The 20567-nt window shown below is 68.2% G+C and carries 24 protein-coding genes and 3 tRNA genes; 18 read left to right on the forward strand and 9 right to left on the reverse strand.

Features of this window, described 5'->3' with window-relative positions:
* Positions 1–88: 88 nt before the first annotated feature.
* Positions 89–694, reverse strand: coding sequence for a hypothetical protein (locus RS84_RS11440; RefSeq protein ID WP_045257900.1), 606 nt, complete (start codon positions 692–694; stop codon positions 89–91).
* An 82-nt stretch (positions 695–776) separates the two neighbouring features.
* Between RS84_RS11440 and RS84_RS11445 the strand changes: the two genes are divergently transcribed.
* On the forward strand, positions 777–1694 hold the full coding sequence (locus RS84_RS11445; RefSeq protein ID WP_045257901.1) for a PfkB family carbohydrate kinase: 918 nt from the start codon (positions 777–779) through the stop codon (positions 1692–1694).
* 86 nt (positions 1695–1780) lie between these two features.
* Positions 1781–1865: transfer RNA gene (locus RS84_RS11450), tRNA-Tyr, on the forward strand.
* 81 nt (positions 1866–1946) lie between these two features.
* On the opposite strand, the gene RS84_RS18685 is transcribed toward RS84_RS11450, so the two are convergent.
* The gene (locus RS84_RS18685) at positions 1947–3236 is read right to left on the reverse strand and encodes a serine/threonine-protein kinase (protein ID WP_052676337.1); all 1290 of its coding nucleotides are present in this window, start codon (positions 3234–3236) and stop codon (positions 1947–1949) included.
* 196 nt (positions 3237–3432) lie between these two features.
* Here RS84_RS18685 and RS84_RS11460 point away from each other — a divergent pair, with 196 nt between their 5' ends.
* The 9 genes from RS84_RS11460 (at position 3433) to RS84_RS11500 (ending at position 9556) form a co-directional block, all read left to right on the forward strand.
* Positions 3433–3879, forward strand: coding sequence for a hypothetical protein (locus RS84_RS11460; RefSeq protein ID WP_045257902.1), 447 nt, complete (start codon positions 3433–3435; stop codon positions 3877–3879).
* Positions 3880–3913: 34 nt separating this feature from the next.
* The gene (locus RS84_RS11465) at positions 3914–4405 is read left to right on the forward strand and encodes an FBP domain-containing protein (RefSeq protein ID WP_045257903.1); all 492 of its coding nucleotides are present in this window, start codon (positions 3914–3916) and stop codon (positions 4403–4405) included.
* 46 nt (positions 4406–4451) lie between these two features.
* On the forward strand, positions 4452–5249 hold the full coding sequence (locus RS84_RS11470) for an enoyl-CoA hydratase/isomerase family protein (protein ID WP_045257904.1): 798 nt from the start codon (positions 4452–4454) through the stop codon (positions 5247–5249).
* Between the two features lie 86 nt (positions 5250–5335).
* Entirely contained in the window at positions 5336–6469 is a 1134-nt protein-coding gene (locus tag RS84_RS19345; protein WP_045257905.1) for a hypothetical protein, read from the forward strand.
* Complete coding sequence (locus RS84_RS11480; RefSeq protein WP_082062151.1) at positions 6466–7260, forward strand: inositol monophosphatase family protein; 795 nt, start codon at positions 6466–6468, stop codon at positions 7258–7260. Before RS84_RS19345 ends, RS84_RS11480 begins: the two co-directional genes overlap by 4 nt.
* 204 nt (positions 7261–7464) lie before the next feature.
* On the forward strand, positions 7465–8550 hold the full coding sequence (locus RS84_RS11485) for a M23 family metallopeptidase (RefSeq protein ID WP_235281476.1): 1086 nt from the start codon (positions 7465–7467) through the stop codon (positions 8548–8550).
* Between the two features lie 67 nt (positions 8551–8617).
* Positions 8618–8689: transfer RNA gene (locus RS84_RS11490), tRNA-Thr, on the forward strand.
* Between the two features lie 34 nt (positions 8690–8723).
* Positions 8724–8797 (forward strand) — tRNA-Met (locus RS84_RS11495).
* A gap of 462 nt (positions 8798–9259) precedes the next feature.
* Positions 9260–9556: a hypothetical protein gene (locus RS84_RS11500; protein WP_045258137.1), complete on the forward strand. Its 297-nt coding sequence runs from the start codon at positions 9260–9262 to the stop codon at positions 9554–9556.
* A gap of 54 nt (positions 9557–9610) precedes the next feature.
* On the opposite strand, the gene RS84_RS11505 is transcribed toward RS84_RS11500, so the two are convergent.
* On the reverse strand, positions 9611–9991 hold the full coding sequence (locus RS84_RS11505) for a RidA family protein (protein ID WP_045257907.1): 381 nt from the start codon (positions 9989–9991) through the stop codon (positions 9611–9613).
* Between the two features lie 94 nt (positions 9992–10085).
* Here RS84_RS11505 and RS84_RS11510 point away from each other — a divergent pair, with 94 nt between their 5' ends.
* A complete protein-coding gene (locus RS84_RS11510) occupies positions 10086–10679 on the forward strand; it encodes a hypothetical protein (protein WP_152641806.1) in 594 nt (197 codons plus the stop codon).
* A gap of 8 nt (positions 10680–10687) precedes the next feature.
* On the opposite strand, the gene RS84_RS11515 is transcribed toward RS84_RS11510, so the two are convergent.
* Positions 10688–11260, reverse strand: coding sequence for a TetR/AcrR family transcriptional regulator (locus RS84_RS11515; RefSeq protein WP_235281477.1), 573 nt, complete (start codon positions 11258–11260; stop codon positions 10688–10690).
* Between the two features lie 90 nt (positions 11261–11350).
* Here RS84_RS11515 and RS84_RS11520 point away from each other — a divergent pair, with 90 nt between their 5' ends.
* A complete protein-coding gene (locus RS84_RS11520; protein ID WP_045257909.1) occupies positions 11351–12280 on the forward strand; it encodes an SDR family NAD(P)-dependent oxidoreductase in 930 nt (309 codons plus the stop codon).
* A gap of 56 nt (positions 12281–12336) precedes the next feature.
* On the opposite strand, the gene RS84_RS11525 is transcribed toward RS84_RS11520, so the two are convergent.
* From RS84_RS11525 to RS84_RS11545, 5 genes are all read right to left on the reverse strand, one after another.
* On the reverse strand, positions 12337–12897 hold the full coding sequence (locus RS84_RS11525; protein WP_045257910.1) for a hypothetical protein: 561 nt from the start codon (positions 12895–12897) through the stop codon (positions 12337–12339).
* Position 12898: 1 nt separating this feature from the next.
* The gene (locus tag RS84_RS11530; protein WP_045257911.1) at positions 12899–13189 is read right to left on the reverse strand and encodes a WXG100 family type VII secretion target; all 291 of its coding nucleotides are present in this window, start codon (positions 13187–13189) and stop codon (positions 12899–12901) included.
* Positions 13186–13671, reverse strand: coding sequence for a hypothetical protein (locus tag RS84_RS18690; protein ID WP_152641807.1), 486 nt, complete (start codon positions 13669–13671; stop codon positions 13186–13188). The genes RS84_RS11530 and RS84_RS18690 overlap by 4 nt, the downstream gene beginning before the upstream one ends.
* A complete protein-coding gene (locus tag RS84_RS11540; protein ID WP_045257912.1) occupies positions 13664–14869 on the reverse strand; it encodes a hypothetical protein in 1206 nt (401 codons plus the stop codon). The genes RS84_RS18690 and RS84_RS11540 overlap by 8 nt, the downstream gene beginning before the upstream one ends.
* Positions 14870–15003: 134 nt before the next feature.
* On the reverse strand, positions 15004–15849 hold the full coding sequence (locus RS84_RS11545; protein ID WP_045257913.1) for an SDR family oxidoreductase: 846 nt from the start codon (positions 15847–15849) through the stop codon (positions 15004–15006).
* Between the two features lie 94 nt (positions 15850–15943).
* On the opposite strand from RS84_RS11545, the gene RS84_RS11550 reads away from it, so the two are divergent.
* The 5 genes from RS84_RS11550 (at position 15944) to RS84_RS11570 (ending at position 20552) form a co-directional block, all read left to right on the forward strand.
* Entirely contained in the window at positions 15944–16309 is a 366-nt protein-coding gene (locus tag RS84_RS11550; RefSeq protein ID WP_045257914.1) for a winged helix-turn-helix transcriptional regulator, read from the forward strand.
* A 102-nt stretch (positions 16310–16411) separates the two neighbouring features.
* A complete protein-coding gene (locus RS84_RS11555) occupies positions 16412–17950 on the forward strand; it encodes an APC family permease (protein WP_045257915.1) in 1539 nt (512 codons plus the stop codon).
* Positions 17950–18423, forward strand: a complete 474-nt coding sequence (gene rraA, locus RS84_RS11560; RefSeq protein WP_045257916.1) for a ribonuclease E activity regulator RraA — start codon at positions 17950–17952, stop codon at positions 18421–18423. Before RS84_RS11555 ends, rraA begins: the two co-directional genes overlap by 1 nt.
* Positions 18424–18432: 9 nt before the next feature.
* Positions 18433–19278 (forward strand): tRNA pseudouridine(38-40) synthase TruA, encoded by an 846-nt coding sequence (gene truA, locus RS84_RS11565; protein ID WP_045257917.1) that lies wholly within the window; start codon positions 18433–18435, stop codon positions 19276–19278.
* Complete coding sequence (locus RS84_RS11570; protein ID WP_045257918.1) at positions 19278–20552, forward strand: hypothetical protein; 1275 nt, start codon at positions 19278–19280, stop codon at positions 20550–20552. Before truA ends, RS84_RS11570 begins: the two co-directional genes overlap by 1 nt.
* Positions 20553–20567 lie beyond the last annotated feature (15 nt).

The raw sequence follows: 20567 nt of genomic DNA on the forward strand, positions 1-20567 counted from the left end.
CTGAGTGAGTAAGAAGGCCCCGGGGTTCTCCCGGGGCCTTCTTCGTGTGCGGTGCGTTCGGGGGATCGGCGGATGCCGCGCCCCGCGCTCAGCCGAAGATGCTCTTCACGATCGCCGAGGTGTACCCGCTGGGGGCGAGGTTCGAGTACCGCGTGTCGATCAGCACGTCGTCGCGCCAGAACAGTGTGCGCCCGTCGGTGACGGGGTACTGCTCGTTCGGCCAGGTCTTCTCGCACCGGGTGCCGCCCTCGGGCGTGAAGCAGGAGAAACCCTCGTTCGCGACGAGGGCGTTGAGCATGTCCAGAGCAGGGCCGCGGTTCATCCTCGAGATGACGGTCACGAGCCGAGTCGTGTCGGCACGGGGGTCGGCCCAGATGCAGGTGAGCGACCCGTCCGATCCGACGCCCGACGGACCGAAGGCCGCGTCGTTGAGGGGCGTCTCGCCGAGTTGCGAGAGCACGTCCGCCGAGAGGATCGCCCGGCAATCCGTGGGCAGCGCCACGGCCTTGGAAGGGGGCGTGGGCGAGGGGGACGCGGTGGGGGAGTCGGATGCCTCGGGTGAGGCGGTCGCCTCGTCGGACGACGTCGGCTTCGGTGCGCCGCTCGATCCGCCGGCATCCGCGGGCCCGCAACCGGTCAGCACAGCGGTGAGCAGCAGAGTGGCGGCGCAGGCGGCGGCGAGTCGAGCGTTCATGGGCACACCGTATCGTCATGGATTCCTCCGGGGATAGGGGCGAGATCGCGTGTCGTCGCACTCGTGGAGTACTGTCGGCGGGATGAGCACTGATTCCGCAGCGATCGAGAGCGTGGTCGTCATCGGCGATGCGCTGATCGATGAGATCAGAGACGCGGCAGGCGTCAGGGAACTCGTCGGAGGAGCGGCCCTCAACGTGGCCGTGGGCCTGCGCCGACTGGGCGTGCCGACGTCGCTGATCGCCATGGTGGGAGACGACGACGCGGGCGCGCACATCCGGCAGTACCTGGTCGACCACGGGGTACGGCTGATCTCGAGCGCCGCGCCGCACGGGTCGTCACGGGCGATCGTCACGTGGTCGCGCAGCGGCGAGCCGCAGTACGAGTTCAACGAGGCGGCGCAGCGGCGCAGCATCCGCTTCTCCGACGAGGCGAGGCAGGCGATCGCCGATGCCGGCCTCGTGGCCGTCAGCTGCTTCCCGTTCGACGTGCCCGCCGAGGTCGACGCCCTGACGGACGCGGTGGCTGACGCTCGCGTCGCGCTCGACCCGAACCCTCGGTCAGGCATGCTGCGCGACCGGGACGAGTTCGTCCGCGGCTTCGAGAGCGTGGCAGCGGATGCCGCGATCGTGAAGGTGGGCGCCGACGACGTGGATCTGCTCTACGACGGAGACCTCGACGCGCTGCGCGCGCGGTTGCGCGGACTGGGAGCGGATGCCGTGCTCGCCACCGCCGGCGCAGACGGCGCCGCGCTCGAAGGGGATGCCGGTGTCGTGAGCGCTCCGATCTCGGCTCTGCCGGGGCCGATCGTCGACACGGTCGGTGCGGGCGATGCGACGCTCGCGGCCGTCGCCGCAGGCCTCGTGGCGGGGGAGACCGACATGCAGGCGCTGCTGCAGCGCGCCATGGATGTGGCGGCTGCGACGTGCCGCGCCGAGGGCGGTCTGCTGCGTACACCGGAGTCCCTGGCGGATGCCGAGCGCGGCGTGTACGGCAGCTGACGCCTCGATTTCCTGCGACCGCCGCAGGCAGGTATGATTGATACTCGTGCCCCTGGTCGGCTGCCGAAGTCGGGCGGGCGCACAATGGCGAGTTACCCAAGCGGCCAAAGGGATCTGACTGTAAATCAGCCGTCTTCGACTTCGGGGGTTCGAATCCCTCACTCGCCACCAACTGCTGAAGGGCTCCGCGATGCGGGGCCCTTCACCTTTTCCTGAGCAGATCGGCCGGGAAGCGGCAGGCCGATCCCCGCGTCACTTGCCCTTGCCGGAGTTCCCCCGCTGGCCGTGCTCTACCTTCTTGTCCGCCTGCTCGGCTGCGTGCTCTGCCTTCGTGTCGGCGACCTGCGCCGTCTGCTCGGCGTGCTTGTCGTCGTTCGCGGACGACGGGCCCGGCCCGCCGCCGTCGACCACCGCCACGGGAGCCGTCGACGTCGTCGCGACCGGCGCGGAGCGGGAGAAGGTCAGCACGGTCGCCGATCGTGCGGTCACCGTGTCGGCGGCCGACGAGGTCCACACGCCGATTGCGGCGAGCAGGCCGATGGCGGCGGCACCGGCGATCAGAGCGGCGAACACGCGGCGGGGGCTGGACAGCGTTGCGCGGGAGTCGGCGACGCCATTGGCGCCACCGGCGGGTTCCACCGACAGCACGCGAGTCTCGGGAAGGCGCTCGGTCGTCGAATCAGGAAGGTCGGATGCCGCGGCGGGCGTCGCGCCCCGGAGACCTCCGACGACACTGGCGACCTCCTCGGCGGACGGGCGCCCCTCGGGGTCGACCAGCGTCATCCAGAGGATGAGCCGTCTCCATTCCTCGTTCACGGAGTCGGGGATCTCGGGCGGCTTGGTCAGCCGCACCCTGGCGGATTCGAGGCTCTTGCCGATCGGGTAGCCATGCCGGCCCGTGAGCGCCTCGAGCAGCACCAGGCCGAGGGAGTAGATGTCGGCCGCGGGCGTCAGGGGCAGGTCGCGCAGCTGCTCGGGTGCCATATAGGCCGCAGTCCCGAGTACCACTCCCGTGCGCACCTTCGAGGTCTCGGGCGTGCAGGCGATCCCGAAGTCCGCCAGTTTCGCGGTCCAGCGACCGGATGCCGTGGCCGGCGGCGCCAGCAGCACATTCGAGGGCTTCACATCTCGATGGATGATGCCCGCGCCGTGAACCGCCTCCAGCGCGTTCGCCAGGTCTTCTCCGATCTGGGCGACCTCGTCGGGCGCGAGCGGACCGTGCGTCATCCGCATCGCGAGGCTGGGTCCGTCGACGAGCTCCATGACGAGGTACTGGGCAGACCCCGGGTCGAGATGCGCATCGAACAGCGTCACCAGGGACGGGTGGTTCACTGCGGCGAGCAGCGCCTTCTCGGTGTGCACGCGGTCGGCGGCGAACGGAACGTCGGGATCATGACGGATCAGCTTGATCGCCACGGTGCGCTCCAGGATCTGGTCCTCGGCGCGGTAGACGACGGCCATGCCGCCTCTGCCGAGGCAGTCCAGGAGCTGGTACCGGCCGTTGAGCAGGGCTTGGGTCGGCGGGGCTTCCTCCGCGTGCATGTCGAGACCTCCGGGCAGATCGTTTCCACGCTGTGGGAACAGTCACGATAGGCGAGGGGGGACGGCACCGCGAAGGGGCTTGCCCGCCCGGACGGCGTGGGCTAGGCGTGCCGCACCAGAGGTCCCGCGCGGCGCCGGCGCAGCATCCGCTCATCGACTCGCGTAATGAAACGCACCCCTCGTGCATCTCATGGATATGAGCATCGTCGAGACGCGCCTGTTCCATGAACCCGCACCCTTCACGCCCGCGGCTGGCACCCGCCTGCAGCGGCGCGCGCTGCTCGACCTCAGCATCGATGAGGAGATCGTCCGCGGCGACCTCCGCGGAGCCACGCTCGACGAGCATCTGCGCTCGACGCTCACGCGCATCGTCGAGCAGGAGCTCAAGCAGGAGGAGTCTCTGACAGAGGACGAGATCCTCGACCTGCTCCGCACGCACCGCCTCCTCAGCAGAACCCGGTTCCGCCGCCGGCTCGACGCGCTCGCGGGCATGAACCTGATCAGGCGCGAGGGCCGCATCGTCCATGCGACGGTCGCCGGCATCGCCGCCGTGCTGCGGCCGTCGTCGCTCGACGGCACGCGCCTTCCGCGCGATCTGCTTCGCGTGCTTCGGCAGGCGGAGCTCGCGCGGCTCGGCCGCTGACAGGCTCCCACGCGGGCCTGCCTAGACTGGAGCGATGCGCGCGCTCACAGAGGCCGAGGTCCGCTCCTCGTTCGTCAATGCGGATGCCGACGACCTGCGGATCATGCAGATGCCGCACGACTTCATGCTGGTCGACTGGGACTACCTCGACTTCTTCGCCTGGCGCGAACCGAGCGCAGGAAAGCGCGGTTATGTGCTGATCCAGCATGACGGCGAGGTCAAGGGCGTGGTGCTGCGGGTCTCCGAACCCGGACGAGCCCGCAACGGGATGTGCAACATCTGTCACACGATGCAGCCCGGCAACCAGGTGGCGCTCTTCGCGGCCCGTCGAGCGGGAGCTGCCGGAGAGCGCGGAGATTCGGTCGGCACATACATCTGCGCCGACCTCTCCTGCCACGACAACGTGCGCCTCGCGCATCCGCTCGCCCCGAACGAGGTCCGCGCCGCCGGACAGGTCGACTTCCGCCTCGACGGCACCAGGCGCCGTATGGAGGCCTTCGTCGCCCGGGTCTGGGAGCAGGCCTGAGCGCGGTTACGCTGGAGCGATACGTCCTGTGCTCGAAGGAGAAGCCATGAACGATGCCATCCTGTTCTCGGTCGATGAGGGGATGGCCCGGCTCACGCTGAACCGTCCGGCCCGGCTGAACGCCTTCAACGCCGATCTCGCGCACGCCTGGCGCGACGCGACGGCCGAGGCCACCGGCCGCGGCGACGTCAAGGCGATCCTGCTCGATGCGGCCGGGCCGGCATTCTGCGCGGGCGGCGATGTCGTCGAGATGGCGACGGTCATGGGGTCGGGGGCAGAGATCACCGCGCTCGCCGAGGTCATCAACTCCGGCATCCGCTCGCTCACCGAGTCGGCGATCCCCGTCGTCGTGGCAGCGCACGGCACGACGGCCGGCGGAGGGCTCGGGATCCTCCTGAGCAGCGACTACGCGGTCGTCGGATCGCGGTCGAAGCTGGGCAGCCTGTACGCGAACATCGGGCTCACGCCCGACCTGTCGGTGTCGGCGCAGCTCGCTCAGGCAGTCGGGCAGCGGCGCGCGCTGCAGCTCGTGCTGCAGGACCGGCTGCTCTCGGCCGCAGAGGCGGTCGAGTGGGGGCTGGTCGCAGAGGCGGTCGAAGGAGCGGATGCTGCGGCAGAGGCCGAGCTCGTTCGCGCGAGGGCCGAAGAGGTCGCGCGCTTCTGGCTCGCGGGCGCCGCAGACGCGTACGGGCAGGCGAAGCGACTCGTGCGCTCGCGCCCGGAGCGCACGTTCGTCGAGCAGCTCAGCGAAGAGGCGCGATCGATCGGGGCGGCTCTGGAGACTCCCGATGCTCAGGCCCGTGTCGCGGCGTTCGCCGCGGCATCCGCCAAGAAGGCCGGCTGAGCTTTCCACAGGAACCTGGATCACCCGTGATCGGGTCGCCCGGCATGCAAGGATGAAGGCACAGCTCACTCGTCGAGAGGACCGCCATGTCTCAACCCGGAACAGTGACACCTGAGCCGAAGAACACGTCCCTCCTGATCCGGGGCTCCATCTGGATCGCGATCGGCGCGCTGATCGCCGCAGCGCTCGTGTGCGTGGTGTGGGTGCTCATCGGTGATCAGGACGGGCTCATCGGGCGGGCGTTCCTCACGATCCTGCTGCTGGCGGGCTTCGCCGGAATCGCGATCCTCGAGGCAGGGCTCGCCCCCAATCGTCCGGACTGGCTCGCGCTGGCGAGCATGGTGTCGTGGATCATCGCCCTCATCGTCGGCGCCTTCAAGATCTGGCTGCCAGAGGACGGGCAGTTCTTCAGCGGGGGAGAGCGGTTCTTCCAGCTGCTGCTCGTGATCGGCATCCTGCAGCTGGCACTGCTGCACGTGCGGCTGTTCACGCCCGCCGCTCGTCGCTACGTGACCGTCTTCACGCGCATCATCTACATCGCCACGATCGTGTTCCTCGTCGGACTCGTCGGCATGCTGCTGTTCTATCTGACCTTCACCCACAACTTCGTGTTCGGCGATCTGTTCGGCCGCATTCTCGTCGCGCTGACCATCCTCACGGCCGTCGGCACCACCTTGATCCCGCTGCTGAACGCGCTGTTCGCGCCGAAGAAGCAGCCGACGCCTGAGCACCAGGTCGCGGCCGCCCCCGCTGCGTGGCCGACCTACGCCGACGGCAGGACTCCGCTGCCGGCGCTGCCCGACGGCAACCCCGACTGGAACGCGTACTACACGGGCTTCCCCTCCGTGCCGCAGATCGCGGCTCCCGTGGGCGGCGGGTACCAGCAGGCTCCCGCGTACCCCGGCCAGAGCGCGGCGCCGCAGTATCAGGCGCAGCCGCTGCCGGAGCTGCCCGTTCCGGCGGCTCCTCAGGAGCCCGCCGCCCCTCAGACCGCCGCGTTCGCCCCGCAGCCTTTGACTGCGCAGTACGCGGCTCCGGCCGCTCCGCAGGAGCCGGTAGCGGCCCCGCAGCCCGCGGCCACTGCCGATGCAGCCCCCGCGGCGGATCCGCAGCCCGCGGAGGCGCCCGCGCCCGAGCAGCCGGGCGGGCACGGCATCCCGCCCGTGGCTCCTCCTGCGCCTGGTGCGTACCCGCCCGCTCCGCCGCTTCCTCCCCAGTGATCGTCGAGAAGGAGCTGGCCGAGCTCGCGGCGGACATCGCTCGCGAGGCCGGAGAGCTGGCGCTGCGGCGCCGTGACGAGGGCGTGCAGCTTGCCGCGACGAAGTCGAGCCTGGCCGACATCGTCACAGAGGCCGACCGTGAGGTCGAAGCACTCATCCGAGGCCGGCTGCAAGAGGCGCGGCCCGGCGACGGATTCCTCGGCGAGGAATCGGATGCCGATCCCGGCGAGACCGGTGTTACGTGGGTCGTCGATCCGATCGACGGCACGGTCAACTACGCCTACGGCATCCCCGCCTACGCGGTGAGCATCGCCGCCGTGCAGGGCGAAGCCGTGCCGGGGCGCTGGCAGGCCCTCGCGGGCGCCGTCTACGCACCCGCGCACGGAGAGCTGTTCACCGCCAGTCGCGGCGGTGGTGCCCACAGAGGAGCGCAGCGGCTCGCCGTCACGACCGAGACCCCGGCCGGGGCCCTGCTCGCAACCGGGTTCGGATACGACCCGGCCACCCACGACGGAGACCTCGCAACGGTCCGGCGGGTGATGGCGATCGCACGCGATCTGCGCCGAGCAGGCTCGGCCGCGCTGGACCTCGCCTACGTGGCCGCAGGCCGTCTGGACGGGTACTTCGAGCGCGGGCTCAAGCCCTGGGACTTCGCCGCCGGTGCGCTGCTCGTCGCCGAGGCCGGGGGAGCGGTGAGCCGTCTCGACGCGGCATCCGCCCGCCCCATGCTCATCGCCGGCGGACCTGAGGTGCATGACCGCTTGACCGCTCTGCTCACCGAGGAAGCATGAGGAATTCATGGCTTTCTCAGCCAGGTCACGGTAGGGTTTATCCGATCGTTACTTTCATCGCCCCGAAACGATGAGGGTGTCAAGCGCCCCCAGCTTGAAGACTGACCCGAGAGAAACGCTTTGCCCTTCGACAACCCACAGGCTGCCGCTGCGCCGACGCGCCGTTCCAGCCGGCACCACACTGCGGCCTTCGAGGCCCCCGCTGTGACGGTTGCCGCCGAAGTCGCCGCTGTCGCCGCGGCCGCCGTTCCCCTCTCGCGCCGGGCTGCTCGCCAGCGCATCGTCGTCGACGAGGTCGCCGGAGGGGCTGCGGCCCCCGCGTCGGCTGCTGTCGCCGAGCCTGTTGTCGTCGCTGAGCCCGTCTCCGACGATGCCCCTGCTGCTCGCGCCGAGACTCCTGCTGCTGAGACTCCTGCCGATCCGTTCGTGCAGGCGTCGCTCACGTTCCGGTCGGTGGCCGACGAGAAGGCGGGCGACGCTCGCGCCGAAGAACCAGCCGCATCCGCGGAAGAAGCTTCCGAGGCCCCCGCCACCGAGCACGTCGCTCGCCGCCGTCCTCAGCTCCGCAAGATCGCCGCTTTCAGCGCGACCGTCGGCGTGATGGGGCTCGCAGGCCTCCTCGCCGTCTCGATGACCATGCCCGCCGAGGCTGTCGCGGCCGCCGGATCCGATGGCACCACGTCGATGTCGCTCGTCGCAGCATCCGCCTCCTCCGAGAAGACCGACGGTCAGATCCAGGCGTTCGTCACCTCCGATGATGTGCAGAACACCACGCTGGCGCGCGCCGAGGACTTCTCGACCGTCTCGCTCGTCGACCTCGCGTCCGAGCAGGGCATCAAGTTCTCCGATTCCGTGTTCACGAACGACCCCGACGCGGCCATCCAGTGGCCGTTCCTCGTCGGCGTGAGCATGAGCTCGGGGTACGGCCCGCGCTGGGGTCGCATGCACGAGGGCATCGACTTCACTCCGGGTGAAGGCGCGCCGATCCAGGCGATCGCCGACGGCACCGTGCGCATCGCGACGGAGCAGGGGGGCGGCTACGGCGTGACGGTCTACATCGATCACGTGATCGACGGTCAGGTCATCACGAGCCACTACTCGCACATGCAGTACGGCTCGCTGAAGGTCAAGGCCGGCGACACGGTGAAGGTCGGCGACATCGTCGGCAACACCGGCAACACCGGGCACTCCTTCGGCGCCCACCTGCACTTCGAGATCATCGTCAACGGCAAGACGATCGACCCGCTTCCGTGGCTGCGGGCGAACGCCGGTCGCGCCTCGCTCGACTGACGCCTCGATTTCGCGAGCGAGCCTGTCGGATGATAAGCTCGTCTGGTTGCTCCGCGAGGGGCAGCACGCCCCGATAGCTCAGTGGCAGAGCACTTCCATGGTAAGGAAGGGGTCGTCAGTTCAATCCTGACTCGGGGCTCACAGTGTTCGCATCTGCCATGCGGATGCAGTGCGGCAGGGTAGCTCAGCTGGTCAGAGCGCACGACTCATAATCGTGAGGTCGCGGGTTCAAGCCCCGCTCCTGCTACAGATCTAAACCCCCGGTTCTCCGGGGGTTTTGTCGTTTCGGGGCTCCCCGGATCGAACCCGGTCGTTGAGCGAGCGAAGCGAGACGAAACGCGTCCGCCGAGATGCTGTCGGAGAGCGGCGGGCAGTAGCCCGCGGAGCCTGGCAGTCTTTCGGACGGTATGACGGGCTGGTGCTTCCTTGCGATCAGGCGTAACGTTCGGACTAGAGCGCAGACGTAGGATTCTGGGGGATCTACCGGCGTCGCTCTACGCGGGGGGCTCTTGCCTCGCGGATACTCGCCAAGCGGGAGCCCTTCAGCCGTTCGATCTGCACGCAGGTGCGTCCGTCGTTCTATGGGACCCCCAGCCCTCGACGGGCGCACCGTTGAGTGCCTCGTGCAGCCCGGAGGTTGTCGCATCGTGCATCATTGCCGCATCCGTCCTGCACCTCGACGCACTCCCAGAGCGATAGGGTGCAGATCATGGGGACTCTCGAGTACAACAGCGCCCGCCCGGTGATCGACGTCGATGATGTCACCCTCGCGCATCTGAAGATCGTCATCGGCACGAAGCTGCGTCGGCAGGAGAGCTTCATGATGTCGTGGCTGCCCGACGAGAAGGAGCACACGGGGCGGCTCAGCATCTGGATGCATCCGAGCATCCCTCTGGCGCTGTCCTTCGACGAGATCGTCATGCCGGTGGTCGATCCGAAGCGGATCGAGCGGATGATGAAGCAGCTTAACGCCAGCGGGGAACTCGTCCTCGACCAGCTCGCATAGCTCCCGATTCGACGAGCAGCCTGCCTTCGCGCCGTCCGCGGATTCGGCGATCGATCACGCGGTGACGGCGGTTGCCCTGATGGAGATGAGGATGCCAGGTAGCTCCACGCCGAGCTTCGCAACGTAGCGCGCCGGGGGATCCGACGGGAACCAGCGGGCGTACTCCTCGTTGAAGCCTGCGAAATCCTCTGGCCGTGCAAGCAGGACGCCGATCTCGACGAGATCGTTCAGTCCCGATCCTGCGGCCTTCAGGATCGTCTCGCAGTTGGCGAGCGCCTGGTGCGTCTGTTCCTGGATGCTCTCGCCGGCGAGCTTCCCGGTGCTGATGTCGACGCCCACGGTTCCCGAGACGTATATGTGGTTTCCTGCCCGCACCGCCTGGCTGTAGAGCGGCGAGCTCGGAGCCTCGGACGTGGTGATGGTCTCCCGTGGCATGGCGATTCTCCTTGTCGTGTTCGCCTCCCCGGATGCTGATCATGGTGACAGAAGGAACGGGCCGGCGGTAGGTGTTGCGCGAGACCGGGTCGCGATGATCCGCGAGAATGGGCAGTTCTCCCATGTCGACGAGAGGACCGCGATCGTGATGCAACGAGCGCAAGGGCGTGACTCGCCGCTGAGCGAGGTGCGGCAGCGCCTCGAACCCGTGCTGGGACCGTCTGCCGCCCGGAGGGTGCGGGCCTTCCGCAACGGTGATCTCTACGTCGACTCGACGATCGGAGCCGCGCTGTGGGCATGGTTCGTCGACAGTCTGATCGTGAACGGAAGCGCCATCGGTCTGGGCATGCTGTACTTCACCCTCTCGTCGGCCTACGACAAGAGCGTGGGGGCGCTGCTCATCGCGGTCGTGATGATGATCGTGCTTCCGTTCGTGTACGGCTGGTGCTACGCCGACGGGCGGGCTGCCGGCGCGATGCTCGCCGGCACGAGGTCGGTGCGGCTGGCCGACGGTGGCAGGATCGGGCTCGCGAAGGCCGGATGGGCCATGCTGATCCGCACCCTGCTGTTGCCGTTCATCTTCTGGGTCGCCCTGGGTGAGGGGGCGGAGCCCGGAGAGGTCCGCGTGAGCATCGATGAAGCGGCGACTCGCCGACTGAGGGATTCAGGCGTCACGTCGCTCGCATGAGCCGTGGCTCACGCGCCGGCTGCCTCCGACATCGCATCAGCGCGAGGGGTGCGGAGCCCGTCGAGGATCACGTCGACGTAGAAGTCGGGGTCTCCGCCGCCGACCCGCACCGCGTGCTCGATGCCGCACACGAGGTGCATGACCTTCGTGGCGGTGAGGTCGGACCGGATGCCGCCGGCATCCCGCGCCGAATCGATGATCCTCGTGGCCAAGGCCATCAGCTCCTGCTTGATGGCGGCCGTCTCCGGAGCGGCATCCTCGTGCGCGAGAAGCACGGTCTGAAGGCCGCCGTCCTGCAGCTGCAGGGCCAGTCCGCGCCTGAGCAGAACCTCCAGAGCGCGCTCCGGGTCCGGCTCGGCGGCCGCGTCGCGGGCGAGTTCCCGGTACTTCTCGAGATCGTCGACGGCGACCGCCTCCACCAGCGAATGCACGGTGGGGAAGTGCCGGTAGACGGTGCCGACGCCGACTCCCGCGAGGCGAGCCACGTCGTTGAGCCGCAGAGAGGTGAGCTCGCAGGAGCGTGCGGCATCGAGGATACGCGCCCGACTGCGCGTGGCATCGGAGCGAGCGGAAGGTGTCACACGGACATTCTCGCACGAAACGGATAGATCATCCATTTGCTGCTATCGTGTGAAACGGATTAACTATCCGTTTCTGACGCGAGGAGCATCATGTCCTGGGATCCCCACAACCTTCCCGACCAGACGGGTCGAACCCACGTGGTCACCGGCGCGACTGCAGGGATCGGCTATTTCGCCGCAGAGCAGCTCGCGGACGCCGGGGCTCACGTCGTCCTGGCCTCTCGATCGGCCGCCAAGCTCGACCGTGCGCGCGACTCGATCCGTCGGCAGGTTCCGGGCGCCGAGGTCACGGTGGTCGAACTCGATCTCGCCTCGCTCGACTCGGTGCGCAGCGCAGCATCCGCTCTCTCCCGGCTGGGTCGAATCGATGGCCTGTTCCTGAACGGCGGTGCGATGGAGACCGCCGTCGGCCGCCTCACCGACGACGGCCTGCCGATCATGCTCGGCACCCACGCGGTCGCGAACGTCGCGCTGGTGGAACAGCTGCTGCCCGTGATCGACGGTCGCATCGTGCACGCGTCGACAGGATTCGTGCGCAGGCTGCGGCTCGACGTGGACGATGTGCTGACGCCGCAGCGCGGCTTCTTCCGTGCGTACACGCAGGCGAAGACCGTGACCGAGCTGTACGCCTATGAGCTCGACCGCAGGCTGCGGTCGGACGGGAATCCTGCCGCCTCGCTGGTGGCGCATCCGGGCGTGGGCGTTGATGCCAAGACGCCGGCCCGCGAGGGCGTCTATGACCCTCGCACTCAGCGCCGGCGCAATCCGTTCACGCCCTGGGCGCAGGGGAAGGATGCCGCTGCCTGGTCGGCCGTGCGCGCGTTGACGGATCCCGGAGCCCGCGGCGGGGAGTACTACGGCCCGGCGAACGGGCGGAGGGGTCTGCCGACGCGGCTGGCGCCGCTGGCCCACACCGCTCAGCCCGAGCCCGACCGGGTCGCACGGGTGTGGACGCAGCTCGAAGAGCTCGCGGTGGGGAAGGCGATGCCCACGCAGAATCGGATTCCGACGATTCAGTGAGCCTCGCCGCTCCAGCCCGTCCTAGACAGGCGGCCAGCCCAGATCTCCGCGGAGGCTCAATCCCAGCCGAGGTGACGGGTGATGAAGGCCAGAGACGCTGGGCAGGTCTCGTCGGTCACATGAGCGATCGGCTCGTGCTGCAGCAGCGCGTTTCTGAGGGAGAAATCATGCTGCATCCGGGTGTAGGCCTTGGCCATGAGCGGGCGGACCTCGTGCTCGCGGCCAAAGGATCTCGACGGAGAAGGGTGAGCGAACATGAGCAGTTCGGCGCCCGCGGGCGTGGGGCGTGAGCACACGATCGCGAGTGTCGGAACGACCAGAGACCAGGTGAACGGCAGCAGCAGGTCGTCAGGGTCCCCGATGCCGGACGTGTGGAAGAGGCCGGTGGATCTCGAATTGCCGATGCGCAGATCCTGGCCGATCCACGGCGAGCCCGAGGCAGTGAGCTTCTGTTGCAGTTCGGCGGTGCCGGGCGTGAAGCGGTTCGTCGACATCGCCGCTACGCCGACAGTGAGGGCGGTATGCGGGTCGACGGCGACGATCAGGCGCGCACCGTCGACACCGTCGAGCTTGGTGAACGGAGCGATGCGCGTGCGCTTGCCTCGGCCGGTGTACACGTCAGATCGACCAGGCGCGCGCGACCGCACGGTCCGCGCGATCGTACGCATCAGCGCTCTCCTGGAGAGCGGTGGAGAGAAGGCCGGCAGCCGTCACCATGCCGTGGATCTCCGCCTGCCAGCCGTCCTGCGCGCTTCCGAAAGCATCCGACGCTGACCCGGTCCACAGCGTGCGGAGCGCGGAGGAGGCTCCGGCCAGTGTGCGGGTGTGCCCGGCGATCGCTTCTGATGCTGCCCGAAGGTCCGCTCCAGCGGTGTCTACAGTCGTAGGTTCCACCTTGTAGCCGTTCACCGCAGCCCTCCGTTCTGTGCGTGGCGAATCATCTCGGCGATCTGTGCGGAGATGCGTTCGAAGTGTTCGTGAGATTCGCGCGCAGCTCCGCGCGCCTGCACGTGGGGAGGGCGATCCTCAGGTTTCTCGTCCTCATCTTCGACGTCGGCGCGCATGTCCCATTCGGCGCGCATGTTCTGCAGATTGCGCATCGACAACTCGCGGAGAGATCGTGCCTCAGGAGAGGGGTCGTCGCCGGTCAGCACCGCGAGTGCCGACGTCTCGCCGGCATCGATGCGCCGTTGGAGCACCTGCCATTCCCGACCGAGCTTGCCGGCGCGGGCGTCTTCCGCGCGCTGTTCGTCTGCGTCTTCGTATGCGGCCCTACTGGCTGCGATCTCGGCATCAAGCCGTGCTGTGTCTCGCTCCATCTCCTCGATGAAGCGTCCGAGCATTTCCGGGAAGCCGCCGGGACTGTCACCCGCGAGGTCGCGATCAAGCACGAGCCGCACCCGCCCGCACAAGCGTCTCGGTGAGATCGGCCATGCGATAGAACGAGTCGAACATGCTGCCAAGCCCTCCGGCCAGGCTCGATACGAGGGTGTATATCCGGTTGATCCACTTGTATGCGTCGCGAACGTCCTTGACGAGATCCATGATCTCAAGGCCGCCGTAGATCGCGCCGAAGACCCAGCCCGCGACCGGCACGGTGGCCGCCGCCGCCATGCGCAGCAGGGTGTAGCTGAGTTTCTCGAGGAGACCGAGGATCTTCCCGACCACCCATTTGACGGCGGCCGCCAATCCTTTGAGGGCCAGCGACAGTGCGCCGGCGGGGCTCTGCATCAGACCATGACCATCCGCCACTACCGCCGCCGCGACGAGGAATTGCTCCGAGCCGTCGCCCACCCAACTCCCGCCTACCGCGGGGAGCATGCCGCGATAGTTGTCGCCGATCGCCTTCGATGCGTCTCCCGCGTGCGTCCACGCGACCGCCGCTTGGGTAATGCGCTCCCAGTCGCCGACGAAAGGCTTGGTGATCTCCTCGAGCAGCGAGTACCCGAATACCTGCTCCCACATCCAGTCGACGCCACCGAAGATCGCGCCTGCCTTCCAGCGAACGCTTTCGATCTCGGGGTTGTCTCCCTGGGGATAAGGCAGGTAGCTGCGAACGTCGACCGATTCGTCGACGTGGGGAGAGGAGCTCAGGAACTGAGAGAAGCGGTCGCCGAGCTGATCCGAGGTCTGGTCCACCCATTCCGCAATGCTGTAGCCGTCCTTGAACGCATCCCCGAAGAGGTCGTTGCTCGTGTAGCCATACAGCTGGGGCGCCTGATCGACCGGTGCTCCCAGTGTCGGGGCGTCCGCTGGGGAGTACGGAGGGGGCATCGCGCCGCCGATCTGCTGGGCGACAGTGGTCATCCTCTCGACGACTTCGCGCTCGGCCTCCTGGTACGTCGTGATCGTCGAGCCCATCTTCGATGCGCCGACACGGGACACGCTCGCTGATGCCCTTGCGATATCCGTGCCGACGTCGACGAAACTGTCGGTGATCGGCTTCACAAGCTGCAGGATCAGCCCGAGGTCACCGGCACTGAGCCGCGCATACTCCTCGAGATGCTTGCCTATCGCCTCGGCGTGCCCCTCTTGCCGTTCCATCACCTGCTGCGCCAGCGAAAGCTGGCCCAGGTCCACATCCTGCATCCGAACGTCCCCCCTGGGTGTCTCTGTGAACTGCCTGTGAAGGCTAACACGCAGGCAGTCCGCTCCCGGATGGGGAGAAGTCCCCGCATGGGAGCGGACCGAGACCTGGACCGTACGAGCGGACGCCACCGGCCTCAGGCCGCGGCGCGCAGCCCCTCGACCAGCGGCGTGGTCGGGCGTCCGATGAGGCGCGAGAGGGTGCCATCGGTGTCGGCCAGCGCGCCGCCGCGGATGCCGGCATCCAGCGCCGCCACGAAGCCGACGGTGCCCTCGTCGAGTCCGAAGCCACGGAGTGCCGCCACCTGCTCGTCGAAGCTCAGCGGCACGTAGCTCACCTCGCGGCCGAGGATCTCCGAGAACGCCGCGGCGAGGTCGGAGTACGTCCACGCGACATCGCCGCCGAGCTCGTACACCTCGCCGATGTGCCCGTCTTCAAGGAGGACGACGGCGACAGCATCCGCATAGTCCTTGCGGCTCGCCGAGGCGACCCGTCCGTCGCCGGCGCCAGAGGAGAGCACGCCGGTCTCCGCGGCCGTCGCGAGGTCGCGGACGTAGTTCTCGGTGTACCAGTTGTTGCGGAGGATCACGGCGGGGAGTCCGGATGCCGCGATGGCCTCTTCCGTCGCCTTGTGCTCGGGGGCCAGCACGAGGTCGCTCGTGGTCGCCTTGGGGGCGCTCGTGTAGACGAACTTCGACACCCCGGCCGCTGCGGCCGCATCGATGACGGCCTGGTGCTGCGCCACGCGCTGCCCGACCTCCGACCCCGAGACGAGCACGACCGAGTCGACGCCGTCGAGGGCTGCGGCGATGGACGCCGGGTCGGTGTAGTCGAGGTGCACGGCGCGAACACCGAGGTCGGCCGCCTTCGAGACGTCGCGTGCTCCCGCGACGATCTGGTCTGCGGACGCGCCGCGCTCGAGCAGGCTCTCGACGATGAGACGGCCGAGCTGGCCCGTGGCGCCGGTGACGAGGATGGTCATGAGGTGTCCTTTCGTTGGTGACCTCATCGACAACCCCGCGGCGCCTCCCGCACATTCCATCCAGCCGGTACCCACTTTGAAGTAAGGTACCTACATGACGGTGAGTTTTGCGGAGATCAAGGCCTCGACGCCGATGGTGTTCGAGTCGGGATGCTCGACCCGGGTCATCCTCGACCACATCATGAGCAAGTGGGGCGTCCTGGTCCTCGCCTCGCTCTCCGACGGCACGCGACGCTGGGGCGAGCTGCGCCGCGAGGTCGACGGCATCAGCGAGAAGATGCTGGCGACGACGCTTCGCACCCTGGTCGACGACGGCATCGTGCATCGCGAGTCGTTCCCGACGGTGCCTCCGCACGTCGAGTACAGCCTGACCCCGCTCGGACGCGATCTGATGGAGCGGATGCTGCCGCTGATCGGCTGGGTGGCAGAGCACGCCGACACGATGGTCGCCCGCTCATGACAGTCTGCGGATTCCGTTGTGATTCTCGCGTAACACATATGTAATCCGTTGTTTCGATCGGACTCTTGACGCGATAAGCGTCGTCGCCCTACTGTTCTGAGCATGTCAACGACGCCAATCCATCTTGAACGACCCGACGGCAAGGGGCTGGCAGCGGGAACACTGGGGCTCTGGGGATCGACCGTCATCGGCTTGGCGTCGACCGCACCCGTGTATTCGCTGGTCGCCTCCCTCGGCTGGGTCGTCATCGCGGTCGGTGCGCAAGCTCCGATCGCGTTCGTGCTCGCCTTCGTGCCGATGCTGCTGATCGCCTTCGCCTACCGCGAGCTCAACAACGCCGTTCCCGACTGCGGCACGACGTTCACGTGGGGCACGAAGGCCTTCGGCCCCTGGGTCGGCTGGATGGGCGGCTGGGGCGTCGCCGTCGCCGGCATGGTCGTACTCGCCAACCTCGCGCAGATCGCCTCGGTGTACTTCTGGTCGCTGATCGGGCAGGACCTCGAGAACAACGACTGGCGCGTCATCATCGTCGCCGTGATCTTCATCGCCGCGATGACGTGGGTGAGCTGGCGCGGGGTCGAGATCGGCGAGCGCATCCAGAACATCCTGCTCGGCATCCAGTACCTCGCCCTCGTCGTCTTCATCGTCGCGGTCTTCTGGCAGATCGTCAGCGGCAACGCCCCGAACTCCATCGAGTTCTCGTGGGAGTGGATGAACCCGTTCGCCTTCACGTCGTGGTCGGGCTTCACCGAGGCGATCCTGCTCGCCCTTTTCATCTACTGGGGCTGGGACACCTGTCTCGCACTGAACGAGGAGACCAAGGACCCGAAGCGCATCCCGGGCCGGGCCGCGCTCCTGACCTGCGTCATCCTGCTGTTCACCTACGTCGCGGTGACGATCGCGGCGATGATGTACGCGGGGCTCGGCGAGACCGGCACGGGCCTCGGCAACGAGGAGCACGCAGATGACTTCTTCCTCGCGATCAAGGACGGGCTGCTCGGTCCGTTCGGCTGGGTGCTCGTGGTGGCCGTGATCATCTCGGCGGTCTCGTCGACGCAGACCACGATTCTCCCCACCGCGCGCGGCACGCTCGCGATGGGCGTGTATCGCGCCCTGCCCGCGAGGTTCAAAGACGTGCACCCCGTGTACAAGACGCCCTCGTTCTCGACCATCGTGATGGGCGTCGTCGCGATCGCTTACTACGTGGGCATGACGCTGATCAGCGACAACATCCTGCAGGACTCGATCCTGTCGCTGGGTCTTGCCATCGCGTTCTACTACTCGATCACCGGCTTCGCCTGCGTCTGGTACTTCCGGGCCGACCTCCGCAAGTCGCCCCGCGACCTCTTCTTCAAGGGCATCTTCCCGCTGCTCGGCGGTCTCATGCTCGCTGCAGCCTTCGTGCAGTCCGCGATCGACATGTGGGACGTCGACTACGGCTACTCGGTGATCTTCGGCATCGGCGGCACCTTCGTGGTCGGCATCGGCTCGCTCGCCGTCGGACTGGTGCTGATGTTCGTCTGGTACCTCTTCCCGCGGTCGAAGCGCTATTTCGGCGGGGAGAGCCTGAACATGGACACGGAGGTCATGGTGCCCGAAGACGTATCCGAGTTCCCCCGGTCGATCGACGGAGGCATCTGATGGCGATCGCGACGGCCGACCTGTACGACGAGCTCGAAGAGAGCATCCAGTCCCTGCCTCTGCAGATGCGGTCGTTCGGTCTGCGCCGCGCGTTCGACGGAAAGATCCGCACCGTGCGCTGCCACGAAGACAATGCGCTCCTGAAGTCGGTGCTCTCGACGCCGGGGGAGGGCGCCGTGCTCGTGGTCGACGGAGGCGGCTCGCTGAACCGTGCGCTCATGGGCGACATGATCGCCGCGCTCGCTGTCGAGAACGGCTGGGCAGGCGTGGTGATCAACGGGGCGATCCGCGACAGCGTCGCGATCGACGGGCTCGACCTCGGGGTCAAGGCGCTCGGCACGAATCCGCGCAAGAGCACCAAGAACGCGACGGGCGAGGCCGATGTCACGCTGTCGTTCGGCGGCGTCGACTTCGCGGTGGGTGCGCATCTGTACAGCGATGAGGACGGAATCCTGGTCGAGCGCCTGTCCTAGTCTTGATGCGTGCGCATCCGGCTCGACATCGCTTATGACGGCACCCATTTCCGCGGATGGGCCAGGCAGCCGGGGTTGCGCACCGTGCAGGGTACCCTCGAAGAGGCGCTCGCACGCATCGTCGGCTCGGCTGTGCAGCTGGTCGTCGCGGGGAGGACGGATGCCGGGGTGCACGCCGTCGGCCAGGTGGCTCACGTCGACCTCGACGACGAGCAGTGGGCGCGCGTCGAGACGCGGCACGGACGTGCGAGTCACGACCCGGCCGGCTCGCTGGCCGGCCGCATGCGCGGCGTGCTCGGTGCGTATCCCGACGTGACGGTCGTTCGCACGTCGATCGCTCCCGAGGGCTTCGACGCCCGGTTCTCGGCGGTGTGGCGCCGGTACCGCTACCGGCTCGCCGACGACGTCGCCGGCTACGACCCGCTGCGGCGTGCGAACACCACGACCCATCGCGGCTCGCTGGATGTCGAGCGGATGGATGCCGCCGCGCAGACGCTCATCGGACTGCACGACTTCGCCGCGTACTGCAAGCCGCGCGAGGAGGCGACCACGATCCGCACGCTGCTCGAGTACCGGTGGACCCGCGACGCCGAGGGCGTGCTGGTCGCCGAGCTGAAGGCCGATGCGTTCTGCCACAGCATGGTGCGTGCTCTGGTCGGCGCCTGCGCGGCGGTGGGCGAAGGGCGGCTCGATGTCGCCGACGTGGTGACGCTGCGCGATGCGCTCGCGCGGACGAGCGAGTTCAAGGTGCTCGCCGCACGCGGTCTGACCCTCACCGAGGTCGGGTATCCGGCTGACGATCTGCTGGCGGCGAGGGCGGAGCAGACGCGGGCCCGTCGCTCGATCGACGGCTGATGAACGAGTCCTTCGTCGAGGCGGGCTCACCGGGTTGGGCGTTCTGGCGTGCGGCGGCCGATGCCTGCATCGGCCTGATCGTGGGAACCCTGTACGCGTTCCTCGGCATCCTCGTCGCCGGGATCGTGGGGGAGGAGGCACTCTCGTCTCTGTACTCGGAGCTCGATCTCGACCCGATCTTCCGTGCCAGCATGGGCGTCTTCCTGGTCGCGGCCGCAGTGCTCGGCTTTGGAACACCCCTGGTCTTCGTGGCCGAGCGCATCGCGGCGCTGCGTGCGGTCGAGCGACTGCCTGCGGGTGCGGTGCCGCCTCGTCCGCTCAGGGTGAGCCTGAGCTCGTCGCCCTATGCCGTCATGCGGACCACCGGGACGGTGCTGTTCTGGTGCGCTGCGGGCCTCGGCGCGTTCTTCGCCCTCGCGGCGTTGTTCACCGAAGATCTGCGCGAAGACATCGAGACCTGGATCGTCCTGGGCGGCTGCCTGCTGTTCGTCGCGATCGGCTGGGGGCTGCGCACTGCGGGGAGGTCGGGTCTGGATCGCACGATCGGGCGACTGCAGGCGCTGTGGTCGTCGTGGAAGAAAGGTGTCCCGGCCGCGGACGCTGCGGATGCCCGACGTCGGGCTGCGGCGGTCGAGGTCGACGTGCCGCGCTGGCTGATCACCCCTGGCGCACGCTTCGTGAACCGCATCGCCCTGGTGCTCACGATCGCGACCGTTGCGGCGCTCGCCGCATTCATGCTGTCGGTGTTCCTTCGCCAGCAGTGCCGTACCTGTGAACCAGTGCACTGGAACCAGCCGATCGAGAACGGCATCGATGTGCTGAGCCTGTCCAGCGGCACAGCCATTCTCATCTGCGCCGTTCTCGGGCTCGCCGCCTGGATCTGCGGCGTGCTCCTGCAGGGGATGCGCGAAGTGGTGCTCGCCCGCTGGGTCCGCGACGGCCGAGCGCGGAGGGTCGACCCGGAGCTGATCGAGCCTCTCGTCGCCGAGAACCGTGCAGCCGTGCGCCTCGAGCACGGCCTGAGCGCCGCCGGGGCGATCGCCGTGATCTTCGCCGGGGGCATGAGCTGGGCGGGCGCAGACGCCGGCGCTCTGCCGGTCGTGGCCGCCGCGCTCATCGTGCTCGGCCTGCTGGTCGGGTGGTCGGATGCCGGTCGCCGGCGAAGGGAGCGGCAGACCATCCGCGACGTGCTGTTCCCGGGGGACGCAGCGCGGGCGGGAGACGACACCGCGAAGGTCCAGGGAATCGTGCATCGCCGCTCGCCGAGAAGCTGAGGCGCCTTCGCGGGA

Origin of the sequence: Microbacterium hydrocarbonoxydans, assembly GCF_000956475.1 — a bacterium.
Classification (GTDB): Bacteria; Actinomycetota; Actinomycetes; order Actinomycetales; family Microbacteriaceae; genus Microbacterium; species Microbacterium hydrocarbonoxydans_A.